The organism is Microbacterium sp. NPDC007973, from assembly GCF_042958465.1.
Lineage (GTDB): Bacteria > Actinomycetota > Actinomycetes > Actinomycetales > Microbacteriaceae > Microbacterium > Microbacterium galbum.
This window is the reverse complement of sequence record NZ_JBIBJJ010000004.1, coordinates 310,494-323,040: the sequence shown is the minus strand read 5'-3', so window position 1 is coordinate 323,040 and position 12,547 is coordinate 310,494. Positions and strand designations below refer to the sequence as shown.

The window sequence follows — 12,547 nt, the reverse complement described above, 5'->3', positions numbered from 1 at the left end:
GTTCCGTCACCGTCGAGAGAGAACCGTCATGGCCACCACCGTCCCCACCGCGCGCCGCCGTGGAATCCCGGGCTTCGCGCAGATGCAGCGTCTGGGTAAGAGCCTCATGCTGCCCATCGCGGTGCTGCCGGCCGCCGGCATCCTGCTCCGTCTCGGTCAACCCGACCTGCTGGGCCAGATCGACCTGCCGGTCATCGGCCCCTTCTTCCAGGCCATGAGCGCGGCCGGCGGTGCGCTGTTCGACAACCTCGCGCTGCTGTTCGCGGTCGGCGTCGCGATCGGCTTCGCGAAGAAGGCCGACGGATCGACGGCGCTCGCGGCCGTCGTCGGCTACCTCGTGCTCGCGAACGTCTTCAAGGCGATGTCGCCGGTGGTGCTCGCCGGGCAGACCACGGCCGCGGGCGATCAGGTGCAGATCAATTACAGCGTGTTCGGCGGCATCGTCATCGGCCTGCTCACGGCGTGGCTGTTCGACCGGTATCACACCATCCAACTGCCGTCCTACCTGGGCTTCTTCGGGGGACGGAGGTTCGTGCCCATCGTCGTCTCGCTCGCGAGCCTGGTCGTCGGGTTCGGACTGAGCTACTTCTATCCGATCTTCAACACCGGACTGACGGGCCTCGGCGCCTTCATCGGCGGAACCGGCGCGATCGGGGCGTTCGTCTACGGCTTCACCAACCGCATGCTCATCCCGGTGGGACTGCATCACATCCTCAACTCCTACGTGTGGTTCCTGCAGGGCTCCTACACGAAGGGCGACGGCAGCGTCGTCACGGGCGAGCTCACCCGGTTCGCCGCGGGCGACCCCACCGCCGGCGCCCTCACCTCGGGCTTCTACCCCGTGCTGATGTTCGGTCTGCCGGCCGCGGCCCTCGCCATGATCCACCTCGCCAACCCCGCCCAGCGCAAGGCGGCGATCGGCATCCTCGGCGCCGCGGGTCTCACCGCCTTCCTGACCGGAGTCACCGAACCGCTCGAGTTCGCGTTCATGTTCGCCGCGTTCCCGCTCTACGTGGTGCACGCCGTCCTCACGGGCATCTCGCTCGCGGTCGCCTACCTGCTCGACATCCACCTCGGCTTCTCGTTCTCCGCGGGCCTGTTCGACCTGCTCCTGTACGGCACGGCGCCCGCCGCGAACAACGTCTGGCTGCTGGTGGTGATGGGCGTGATCTACTTCGGCGTCTACTACCTGCTGTTCCGCCTCGTCATCAAGAAGTGGAACCTGCGCACCCCGGGCCGCGAAGACCTGTCCGCCCCGACGAGCGACGCCCCCGCGGTCGACGCCGACGCCGACCCCGCCGCCGTGTCGCCGATCGCCTCGCCCGCGTCGGCCGCCGCCACCGGCGCCGCACCCGCTGCCACCGCCCCGGCTCCCACCGGGTCCACCGCCGAGCAGCTCATCGACGCCTTCGGAGGCCGCGCCAACCTCAAGCACGTCGACGCCTGCATCACCCGCCTGCGCATGGAGGTCGCCGACCGCACACTCGTCGACCACGCACGACTGAAGCAGCTCGGCGCCGCCGGGGTGCTCGAGGTCGGCGACAACGTGCAGGCCGTCTTCGGCCCCCGCGCCGAGATGCTCAAGAACGACATCCTCGAGGTGCTGTGATGAACACCGGATGCCGCGCCCGCGGCGCCCGAGCGAGAGGGGGATGGTGATGGAGGTCGTCGTCGTCCCCACCCCCGAGGATGCCGCCCGCGTCGTCGCCGACGCCTATTCCGCCCTGCTGCACACCACTCCGTCGGCGGTGCTCGGCCTCGCCACGGGCTCGACGCCCCTTCCGGTGTACCGCGAGCTCGCGCGCCGTCACCGGGACGGGGACCTGAGCTTCGCGAGGGTGCGGGCGTTCCTGCTCGACGAGTACGTCGGGCTGCCCGCCGGTCACCCCGAGCGGTACCGCGAGTTCATCCGCACCGAGCTCGAGCAGCACGTCGACTTCGCCCCCGACGCGATCGTCGGCCCGGGCGACCTCGAGGTCCCGCCGCTGGAGGCCGGTCCCGCGTACGAGCAGCGGATCCGCGACGCGGGAGGTATCGATCTGCAGATCCTCGGGATCGGAACCGACGGCCACCTCGCCTTCAACATGCCGATGTCGAGCCTCGCGAGTCGGACGCGACTGAAGACCCTCACGCCCCGCACACGTCAGGACAACGCCCGGTTCTTCGACGGCGACATCGATCAGGTCCCCACCCATTGCCTCACGCAGGGGCTGGCGACGATCCTCGACAGCCGTCACGCGATCATGCTCGGCTTCGGTCGCGGCAAGGCGCAAGCGGTGCGCGAGGCGGTCGAAGGCCCCGTGTCGGCGCGGTGGCCGGCCTCGGTGCTGCAGCTCCACCCACACGCGACGGTCGTCGTCGACGAGGATGCCGCGAGCCAGCTCGCCTTCGTCGACTACTACCGCACCACCTACGCCGGGAAGCCGGCGGGGCAGGGACTGTGATGCGCCTGCGTGCCTCGCGGGCGCTGATCGGGGGATCGTTCGTGGGCCCCGTCATCCTCGAGATCGCCGCGGGGCGGATCACCCGCATCCGCCCGGCGACGGGGGACGAGAGCGTCGATCACGACGTCGTCGACGGCGTCGTGACGGCGGGCATGCTCGACCTCCAGGTCAACGGTTCGTTCGGAGTCGACGTGGCGGCCGCCGACGAGGCGGGGTGGCGGACTCTCCTCGCCGGGCTCGCCGCGCGCGGCGTCACCGGGATCGAGCCGACCGTCATCACCGCACCCCTGCCCGACACCGTCGCCGCCCTCGAGCGCGTCGGGCGGGCGAGGGAGCGGTTCGCCGACGAACCCGTCGCCCGTGTCCTCGGCGCGCACCTGGAGGGCCCGTTCCTCTCGCCCGCCCGCAAGGGCGCGCACCGCGCCGACCTCATGCTCGCCCCCGCCCGCGAGCACCTCGACGTCCTGCTCGAGCGCCCCGCGGCCCGCGCCGCGCTGCGCACCGTCACCCTCGCCCCGGAGCTCCCCGGCGCGCTCGAAGCCGTCCACCGTCTCGCCGGGGAGGGCTACGTCGTCGCGGTCGGGCACAGCGACGCCACCGCCGCGCAGGTGCACGCAGCGGGCGACGCCGGCGCCACGATGACCACCCACGTCTTCAACGCCCAGCGCCCCCTCAAACCGCGCGAGCCCGGGGTCCCGGGCGCCGTGCTCTCCGACGACCGCTTCTTCGTCGGCACGATCATCGACGGGCAGCACCTCGACCCCAGCGTGGTCTCGCTCGTGCTCGCGTCCGCCGCTCGACGCACGGTCGGCGTCACCGACGCGATCGTCACCGCGGGGCTCGAGACCGACCGGTGGTGCGACTTCGGCGGCCAGCCGGTCGCCAACGACGCCCACGGGCTCGGCCGGCGACGAGACGGCACGATCGCCGGTGCCGGCATCGTGCTCGATGAGGGCGTGCGCCGCATGATCGCCGCGGGGCTCGAACCCGCCGCCGTCCTGTCGGCCTGCACCGAGAACGCCGCGCGCTCGCTGGGGCGCACCGACATCGGTCATGTCGCCGAGGGGGCGGCGGCCGATCTCGTGCAGTGGGATGCCGACTGGCATCCGTCCCAGGTGTGGATCGGCGGACGCGCCCTCTCGGTCACCGCGCGATAGCCCCTCGCCGCGTCACCCCGCCACTACGCTGGAGGGGCGGCGCTCCGGGCGCCCGCGCCACCGCACCCCGATCTGGAGCACGCCGTGACCGACAGCCCCGACCTGCCCGACCTCACCTCGTTCGACGGCGTGCTGTTCGACCTCGACGGGGTTCTCACCCCCACCGCCGAGGTGCACATGCGCGCGTGGAAGACGATGTTCGACGAGCTGTTCGCGGCGTGGAAGATCGAACCGGCCTACACCGACCGCGATTACTTCGAGTACGTCGACGGCAAGAAGCGCTATGACGGGGTCGCGAGCCTGCTGCGCAGCCGCGACGTCGAGGTGCCGTGGGGCGACCCGTCGGACGACCCCAGCGAAGACACCGTGTGCGGCGTCGGAAACCGCAAGAACGAGGTGTTCTCCCGCATCCTCCGCGGCGAGGGCATCCGTCCCTATCCGGGGTCCGTCGCCCTCCTCGACGTGCTCCAGGCCGCCGGCACCCCCATCGCGGTCGTGTCGAGCTCGAAGAACGCCGTCGAGGTGCTCGAGGCCGCGGGGCTGCGCGACCGGTTCCCCGTCGTGATGGACGGTGTGGTCGCCGAGCGCGACCATCTGGCATCCAAGCCCGCCCCCGACGTGTTCGCCGAGGCCGCCCGCATGCTGGGCGTCGATCCCGCGCGATCGGTCGCGGTCGAAGACGCGCTGAGCGGCGTGCGCTCGGCCGTCGCGGCCGGCTACGGCGTGGTGGTCGGCGTGGACCGCGGCGTCGGCGCCGACGACCTCTCCACCGCCGGCGCGACGGTGGTCGTCGACGACCTCGCGGCGTTCGTAGACTGAGCCGTCGCCTGCGCGCGGCGTCCCTCGCTCCGTCTGCGGACGGTGCCCCCGAACCTCACCCGCCCGAGCGGCATGCCGCCCGCTCGTGCCGACCCGAACCCGCCACCGGAAGGCCCGCCCGATGATCGATCGCGATCGCTTCCCCATCGACGAGTGGCGACTCGTCGAGACCCAGTTCTCCCTCGACGACGTGGGGGTCACCGAGACCCTCTTCGCCGTCGGCAACGGTTACCTGGGCCTGCGCGGCAACTCCATCGAGGGGCGCTTCGCCCTCGAGCAGGGCACATTCATCAACGGCTTCCACGAGACCTTCCCGATCCGTCACGCCGAGCAGGCGTACGGCTTCGCGGAGGTCGGCCAGACGATCATCAACGCACCGGATGCCAAGGTCATGCGCGTCTACGTCGACGACGAGCCGCTCTCGCTCGACGTCGCCGACGTGCGCGAGTACGAGCGCGTGCTCGACATGCGCCAGGGCATCCTCCGTCGCGACATCCTGTGGGTGACGCCCTCGGGCAAGCGCGTGCGCATCCAGGACGAGCGCTTCGTGTCGTTCGACGAGAAGCACCTCGCCGTGCTGCGTCTGACCGTCACCGTCCTCGACTCCGACGCGCCCGTCACGGTCAGCAGCCAGCTGCTCAACCGCCAGGACGGCGAGGGCATCTACGGCGGCTCGCCGATGGCATCCACGCAGTCCGGATTCGACCCGCGCAAGACCGAGAAGCTCAGCGACCGCGTGCTGCAGCCGCGCGAGTACTGGCAGGACGGCGAACGCTCGGCGCTGAGCTACGAGGTCAGCGAATCGGGCATGACCCTGGCCGTGATCGCCGACCACCTCGTCGACACCCAGAACGAGTACACCTCGCGGCGTCTCATCGAGCCCGACATCGCGAAGAACGTCTACCGGGTGCACGCGCGGGCCGGCGTTCCGACCACGATCACCAAGCTGGTGAGCTACCACACCTCGCGCGGTGTGCCCACGGGCGAGCTCCTTGACCGCTGCCGCCGCACCCTCGACCGGGCGGTCGAGACGGGCATCGACCGCCTCGTCGAGCAGCAGATCGCCTGGTACGCCGACTTCTGGGATCGCTCCGACGTGCGCATCGGCGGTCATGGCGACCTGCAGCAGGCGACCCGCTGGTGCCTGTTCCAGTTGGCGCAGGCCGCGGCCCGCGCCGACGGGCAGGGCGTGCCCGCGAAGGGCGTCACGGGGTCGGGCTACAGCGGCCACTACTTCTGGGACACCGAGGTCTACGTCCTGCCGTTCCTCGCGTACACGTCGCCGCTCTGGGCGCGCAACGCCCTGCGCATGAGATACCTCATGCTCCCCGCGTCCCGCAAGCGCGCGCACCAGCTCAATGAGGCGGGCGCGCTGTTCCCCTGGCGCACGATCAACGGCGAGGAGGCATCGGCGTATTACGCCGCGGGCACCGCGCAGTACCACATCAACGCCGACGTCGCCTTCGCGCTCGCCAAGTACGTCCGGGCGACGGGCGACGAGGAGTTCCTCGCCCGCGAGGGCGTGGACATCGCCGTCGACACGGCGCGCCTGTGGTCGACGCTCGGCTTCTGGCGCTCCAGCGACGCCGCCGCCGACGGCGAGCACGACTCGTTCCACATCCACGGCGTGACGGGGCCCGACGAGTACACGACGGTCGTGAACGACAACCTGTTCACCAACGTCATGGCGCGCTTCAACCTGCGCTTCGCCGCGCGCACGGTGCGCGACCTCGCCGAGAACGACCCCGACGCCTACGCCCAGATGGCCGACCGTATGAACCTCGACCCCTCGGAGCCCGAGGGGTGGGAGAAAGCGGCCGAGGCGATGCACATCCCGTTCAGCGAGGCCCTCGGCATCCATCCCCAGGACGCCGTGTTCCTCGAGCGCGAGATCTGGGACCTCGAGAACACCCCGCCCGACCAGCGCCCCCTCCTGCTGCACTTCCACCCGCTGGTGATCTACCGGTACCAGGTGCTGAAGCAGGCCGACGTGGTGCTCGCGCTGTTCCTGCAGGGCAACCACTTCACGGATGCCGAGAAGCTCGCGGACTTCGAGTACTACGACCCGCTGACCACGGGCGACTCTACGCTGTCGGCCGTCGTGCAGTCGATCCTGGCCGCCGAGGTGGGCTATCAGGACCTCGCGTTGGAGTACTTCCGTCAGGCCGCGTTCGTCGACCTCGGCGACCTGCACCACAACGCCTCCGACGGCGTGCACGTCGCATCGGCCGGCGGCGTGTGGACGGCGCTCGTGAGCGGTTTCGGCGGCATGCGCGACCACTTCGGCCGCCTGACCTTCGACCCGCGCCTGCCCGCCGACTGGCCCGAGCTGTCGTACGTGCTGCACTGGCACGGCACCCGCCTCGACGTCACCCTCACCGCCACCGCGCTGACGCTGCGGGCCGGGGGCGAGGGCGGCCCCGTCGACTTCGCGGTGCGCGACGTCGACTACACGGTGGCGCCGGGCGAGACCGTGCGCGTGGCGCTGCACGGCCAGGGTCCGGTGCGTCCGGGGCGCCCCTCGATCCGCCAGCTCGAGGGATCCGTACGCGAGGACGGCACGCTGCTGTCGGCGTCGGTGCCGATCGTGACCGCGGCGATCCCGCTCGTGAGCGACGACGAGTCGCCCATCGCGGTGGGCCTCGACGGCGGCTTCTGATCCCGCTCGAACGCGGCGGCATCCCTCCCGGGATGTCGCCGCGTTCGTCGTTGCGGGGGCGCGCGGGGCGTCGAGAACAGGGAACCGCCGAGAACGGGCGGATGCCGGGGGATCGGCCTGTCCCGGTGGCATCCCCTGTTCGGGAGCACGTCGGGGGGCCTGCGCGGGGTTCGACATCGGCTACCGCGGGCGGCGGCGACCCGGTCGGAGCCGGTCACGGAAGCGATGTCGGAGGGACGCCGTAGGCTGGTGGGGTGACGACAGCCCTGTACCGCCGATACCGCCCCGAGGCGTTCGGCGAGATGATCGGGCAGTCGCAGGTGACCGAGCCGCTCATGACCGCCCTGCGCAGCGACCGCGTGGGCCACGCCTATCTGTTCTCGGGTCCGCGCGGCTGCGGCAAGACCACGTCCGCCCGCATCCTCGCCCGCTGCCTCAACTGCGCAGCCGGCCCCACCGACACCCCGTGCGGCGTGTGCGACAGCTGCGTCGAGCTCGGCCGCGGCGGCGGCGGGTCGCTCGACGTGGTCGAGATCGACGCGGCCAGCCACAACGGCGTCGACGACGCCCGCGATCTGCGTGAGCGCGCGATCTTCGCGCCGGCCCGCGACCGCTTCAAGATCTTCATCCTCGACGAGGCCCACATGGTCACCCAGCAGGGCTTCAACGCCCTGCTGAAGCTCGTCGAAGAGCCCCCGGCGCACGTGAAGTTCATCTTCGCCACCACCGAGCCCGAGAAGGTGCTCGGCACCATCCGTTCGCGCACCCACCACTACCCGTTCCGTCTCGTCCCGCCCGCGGCCATGCTCGAGTACGTGCAGGAGCTCTGCGAGAGCGAGGGCGTCGGCGTCGAGGCCGGAGTCCTGCCCCTCGTCGTGCGCGCCGGGGGAGGGTCTCCGCGCGACACGCTGTCACTGCTCGACCAGCTCATCGCCGGCAGCGACGCGGATGCCGCGGGGCATGTGCTCGTGCGCTACGAGCGGGCCGTGGCGCTGCTGGGCTACACCCACTCCGAGCTCCTCGACGAGGTCGTCGACGCGTTCGCCGCGGGTGACGGGGGCGGGGCGTTCGCCGCGGTCGACCGCGTCGTGCAGACCGGTCAAGACCCGCGCCGCTTCGTCGACGACCTGCTCGAACGGCTTCGCGACCTGATCGTGGTGGCCGCCACCGGCGCGGGAGCCTCCGCCGTACTGCGCGGCGTCCCCGACGACGAGCTCGAGCGCATGGCCCGGCAGGCCACCGCCTTCGGGGTGCACCGCTTGTCGCGGACGGCCGACCTCGTCGTCGCCGCGCTCGACGAGATGACGGGGGCCACCTCTCCGCGTCTGCAGCTCGAGCTGCTCGTGGCGCGTGTGCTCACCCACGCCGGCGTCCCGCAGGGCACCGCCCCGGCGACCGCCCACGATCTCGACGTCGCGCACGCGGGAGCCTCCGCCCCCGTCGCTCCCGCGACGGGGCGCCCGGCCTCGCCCGCCGCCGACATCGCCGCGCCCGGCGTCGCCGCCCCGCGCGACGGGGGGTCGACGCCGACCGCGCCGCGCATCGCCGCCCCCGCGGCCGGATCGCCCCCGGTCACATCGCCGTCGATCGCATCGCCCGCCATCGCGTCGCCGGGTGCGCCCCGCATCGCCGCCCCCGGCGTCGCTGCACCGCCCGTGGCATCGCCCGGCGCGGGGGCGCCCGCTGTGGCATCACCGGGCGCCGCGCCGACGGGGTCGCCTGCAGCGGCACCGACCGTGGCATCACCGGGCGTCGCGCCGACCGTCGCGTCCCCCGGTCCCGCGCGGCCCGTGTCGACGCCGGTGGCCGCTCCCGGCATCGCCGACCCCGGCGCGTCCTCGTCCCGATCGCAGGCGGATGCCCCCTCGTCCGCGGCGACGACCTCGCGCATCGCTCAGCCGGGCTCCGCCGGCCCGCAGAACGCGTCCGGGTCGTCGGCCCGACCTGGGTCCCCGCTCCCCGCCGACGACGATGCGCCGCCGCCGTTCACCGACGACGATGCCCCGCCGCCCTTCGACGACGACGGCGACGCCCACCCCTTCGACACCGCCCCGATGCCCGGCTCCGAGAGGCCGACGAAGTCGGCCCCCGGCGCATCGAGCTCTTCCGTTCCGACGGAGGACCGCGTACCGCCGAGCGCCGCAACGCCGACCAGCGAGGCCCCGACCGGCGACGCGCGGACCAGCGAGGCCCCGGCCGGCGAGGCCGCGTCGAGCGCCCCCTTGGACACACCGACCCCGCCCGCTCGCCCGTCCGAGGCGCGCACCCCGACCGAGGCGACTCCCGCCACCGTCGAGCCTGCGCCCGCCGGCCCCACGCCGACGAGCACACCGAGCCCTTCGAGCGAACGCTCCGACGGCCCCGCGGCGGCGGAGCCGACCGCTCCTTCCGCGCCCGCCGGTGCGGCATCCGCTCCCTCGACGTCGTCCGCGACGACGGGTGCGGACGCCCCCGCCGACGACCCGACGCCCCTCGAGCCGGTCGCCCCGACCCCGCCCGCCATCCCCGTCGGCCCGATCGAACTGGGACACGTGCGAGACGCCTGGCCCGAGGTGCTCGGCCAGCTCGAAGTCGCCAGCAGGTCGTCGTGGTTGGTGGTGTCCACGGCCACCGTCGCCGCGTTCGACGCCGACGTGCTCACCCTGGCCTTCCGCACCACGGCGGATCTCACGGCGTTCAAGACCCGTACCCCCGAGGGCGGCCCGAGCGAAGATCTGCGTCAGGCGATCCAGGCGGTCCTGGGCGTGCGCGTGAAGTACCTCGCCCGCCTCGACGGCGACGGGGGGTCCGGTGGATCACCTCGGCGCCCGGCGGACGCGCCGTCGTCCGGACCGGCGGGTTCGCGAGGGCCGGTTCCCCCGGCATCCGGTTCGCGCTCGGCCTCCACCTCCGCGCCCTATGCGTCGTCGGTGACGGAATGGGCGGTCGCCCCCATCCCGTCGTCGGACGGTGCCCCCACCGCTCTGGCCGTCGACGACGAACCCGACGACGCCGTGGTCGAGCCGGCACAGACCGCCCCGCATTCCGGTGCGGTGCTGCCGCCGCGCGAGGTCGCGTCGTCCGTCCCGCCGCCCGACGAGGTCGACGACGACGACGTGATCCCGCCCGCCGACGAGACCGAGGCGCCGCTGCCGCCCGTCGTCGTGCCCCGCATGGCCCCGCTCCGCGGCGGCGTGCAGCGCTACGGCGAAGCCGTGGTACGCCAGATGCTCGGCGCCACCTTCGTGCGCGACGAGCCCTACGAGCCCCCGACGAGGTTCAGCTGATGTACGACGGCATCGTCCAAGACCTGATCGACGAGTTCGGGCGCCTCCCGGGCATCGGCCCGAAGTCGGCGCAGCGCATCGCGTTCCACATCCTGCAGTCGCCGTCGTTCGACGTCTCGCGCCTGTCGACGCTGCTCGGCGAGATCCGCGACAAGGTGAAGTTCTGCGAGATCTGCGGCAACGTCACCGAACAGGAGCGCTGCTCGATCTGCCGCGACCCGCGACGGAACGCGACCCTGATCTGCGTCGTCGAAGACGCGAAAGACGTCGCCGCGATCGAGCGCACGCGCGAGTTCCGCGGCCTCTACCACGTGCTCGGCGGCGCGATCAGCCCCATCGCGGGCATCGGGCCCGACGACCTCCGTGTTGCCCAGCTCATGCAGCGCCTCGCCGACGGGACCGTGCAAGAGGTCATCCTCGCCACCAACCCCAACCTCGAGGGAGAGGCGACCGCCACCTACCTGAGCCGGTTGCTGCACACCCTGGAGATCCGTGTCACGCGACTCGCGTCGGGCCTGCCGGTCGGCGGCGACCTGGAGTACGCCGACGAGGTGACGCTCGGGCGCGCGTTCGAGGGACGCCGCACCCTCTGAGCTCCGCGCGGTGAGACGCGCACCGGACGGGAGCGTGCCCCCACCCGAGACGAACCCGCGGCGAGAGCTCTACCCCCGCGCCCGCGCCCGCACCCGCGTCACGCTCGACAACGTCGCGCGCACCGGCTGCCCCAGGTAGATGCCGAGCGAGGCGCCGACCGCGAGCGCGATGCCGATGGTCGCCGCACCCGCGAGGGTGGTGACACCGGTCATCAGCACGGCGGGGTCGTCGCCCGACTCCACGATGCCCAGCAGACCGCGGAAGACCGCGGCTCCGGGCACAAGCGGCAGGATCGCCGCGGTTGTGATGGCGACGGAGGGCACGTGCAGCCGGTAGGCCACGACGATGCCGACGAAACTGCCGATGAACGCGCCCACGCCGCTCGCGGCCGCGACCTCGAAACCGAGTCCGGTCGCGGCGACGTAACCGGCCCACGCGACCAGGCTCAACGCGGCGCTGACGACGATGATGCGCGCCCCCGCGCCGTTGAAGACTGCGACGGCGACGGCGATCACCGCGGCACCGACGAACTGGAAGACGACAGGTCCGAGGGGGAGGGCGTTCGACGGCGGTGACATCCCCAGCCCGATCACCCGCACCGTCTCGAGGCCCGCGAGGATTCCGAGCACCACGCCCAACGTCTGCGTCGTCAGCTCGAGGATGCGCCCGGTCGCGGTCAGTGCAAAGCCGTCGATGGCATCCTGCGCTGCTCCCACGACTGTAAGACCGGCGAGCATGAGCACGATCCCGGATGCCACGATCACCGACGGTCTGATCGCGGCGGCCGCCTCGATGCCGGTGTACTGCAGCAGAGGGGAGAGCGCGGCGACCACGGTGAGCACGAACCCGCCGGCGATCTGCGCGAAGAAGTACGGTACGCGCGCACGGGCCATGACGTACTGCGTCGTCGCGGCCAGCGCGGCGGCGATGAACGACAGCACCAGCGCGAGCCAGTTGGCTCCGAACATGATCGCCACCCCGGCGGCGAGGGTGGCTTGGGAGGCGATCACGATCGCCGGGCGATAGCGGAACGGAAGCCGTCGGATCGCGCGACACCGCACGATGGCGTCGTCGAGGGCGAGTCCGCCGGTGATCTCGGTGACGAGCGCTTGCAGACGCTGGAGCTTCGCGTGATCGGGCACGGACCCGCGCACGACGCGCAGGAGCGTGGTGGGGTGCGAGGCTCCGGGGCGGCTGTGCGCGATCGTGATCGAGTTGTAGGTGACGTCGACGTGGACGGGGTCGAGTCCGTACGCGCCGCACACGCGCACGATCGTCAGCGTCACCTCGTTCGCCGGAGCGCCGACGACGAGCATCGTCTCGCCGATGCGGATCGCGAGATCGAGGATGCGCGAGGCGAGCGCCTCGTCGATGACGGGGAGCAGCGTCGTGTCGAGCGACGTCGCATCGTCGGTGTGCACGAGCCGTCGCAGCGACGACAGCCAGCGGCCGGGGGTGGGCGGCATCCGATCGCTCCAGGAGGGGGAGGGGTGGAACCCGTCGATCCTATCCGCGCCGCCCTCGCGGAGCCCGCGAAGACGCATGGCGGAGCGGTTATGCACGCGCCTCTAGGATGATCCACGGGCGCGGCTCGAGCGCCGGCGCCGT

At 72.2% G+C, this 12,547-nt stretch carries 8 protein-coding genes; 7 read left to right on the top strand and 1 reads right to left on the bottom strand.

Annotated elements, in window-relative coordinates:
* Positions 1–28 precede the first annotated feature (28 nt).
* From ACFZA2_RS14265 to recR, 7 genes are all read left to right on the top strand, one after another.
* Positions 29–1,609 carry a PTS transporter subunit EIIC gene (locus ACFZA2_RS14265; protein WP_391406093.1) on the top strand — a complete coding sequence of 527 codons (1,581 nt, stop codon included), beginning with the start codon at positions 29–31 and terminating at the stop codon, positions 1,607–1,609.
* 49 nt (positions 1,610–1,658) lie between these two features.
* Positions 1,659–2,444: a glucosamine-6-phosphate deaminase gene (gene nagB / locus ACFZA2_RS14260; RefSeq protein WP_391406930.1), complete on the top strand. Its 786-nt coding sequence runs from the start codon at positions 1,659–1,661 to the stop codon at positions 2,442–2,444.
* Positions 2,444–3,601 (top strand): N-acetylglucosamine-6-phosphate deacetylase, encoded by a 1,158-nt coding sequence (locus ACFZA2_RS14255; protein ID WP_391406090.1) that lies wholly within the window; start codon positions 2,444–2,446, stop codon positions 3,599–3,601. Before nagB ends, ACFZA2_RS14255 begins: the two co-directional genes overlap by 1 nt.
* A gap of 84 nt (positions 3,602–3,685) precedes the next feature.
* The gene (locus ACFZA2_RS14250; protein WP_391406087.1) at positions 3,686–4,420 is read left to right on the top strand and encodes an HAD family hydrolase; all 735 of its coding nucleotides are present in this window, start codon (positions 3,686–3,688) and stop codon (positions 4,418–4,420) included.
* 121 nt (positions 4,421–4,541) lie between these two features.
* A complete protein-coding gene (locus ACFZA2_RS14245; protein WP_391406084.1) occupies positions 4,542–7,079 on the top strand; it encodes a glycoside hydrolase family 65 protein in 2,538 nt (845 codons plus the stop codon).
* Positions 7,080–7,333: 254 nt separating this feature from the next.
* Positions 7,334–10,345: a DNA polymerase III subunit gamma and tau gene (locus tag ACFZA2_RS14240; RefSeq protein WP_391406081.1), complete on the top strand. Its 3,012-nt coding sequence runs from the start codon at positions 7,334–7,336 to the stop codon at positions 10,343–10,345.
* Entirely contained in the window at positions 10,345–10,938 is a 594-nt protein-coding gene (recR, locus tag ACFZA2_RS14235) for a recombination mediator RecR (protein ID WP_391406078.1), read from the top strand. The genes ACFZA2_RS14240 and recR overlap by 1 nt, the downstream gene beginning before the upstream one ends.
* Before the next feature lie 69 nt (positions 10,939–11,007).
* Here recR and ACFZA2_RS14230 read toward each other — a convergent pair whose 3' ends face one another.
* A complete protein-coding gene (locus tag ACFZA2_RS14230) occupies positions 11,008–12,405 on the bottom strand; it encodes a threonine/serine exporter ThrE family protein (protein WP_391406075.1) in 1,398 nt (465 codons plus the stop codon).
* Between the last annotated feature and the right edge of the window lie 142 nt (positions 12,406–12,547).

What these genes read in the sequence shown, in the direction of transcription:
- ACFZA2_RS14245 (WP_391406084.1), top strand. Translation starts at nt 4,542, where the DNA reads ATGATCGATCGCGATCGCTTCCCCATCGACGAGTGGCGACTCGTCGAG.
- ACFZA2_RS14265 (WP_391406093.1), top strand. Translation starts at nt 29, where the DNA reads ATGGCCACCACCGTCCCCACCGCGCGCCGCCGTGGAATCCCGGGCTTC.
- ACFZA2_RS14230 (WP_391406075.1), bottom strand. Translation starts at nt 12,405, where the DNA reads ATGCCGCCCACCCCCGGCCGCTGGCTGTCGTCGCTGCGACGGCTCGTG.
- nagB (WP_391406930.1), top strand. Translation starts at nt 1,659, where the DNA reads ATGGAGGTCGTCGTCGTCCCCACCCCCGAGGATGCCGCCCGCGTCGTC.
- ACFZA2_RS14255 (WP_391406090.1), top strand. Translation starts at nt 2,444, where the DNA reads ATGCGCCTGCGTGCCTCGCGGGCGCTGATCGGGGGATCGTTCGTGGGC.
- recR (WP_391406078.1), top strand. Translation starts at nt 10,345, where the DNA reads ATGTACGACGGCATCGTCCAAGACCTGATCGACGAGTTCGGGCGCCTC.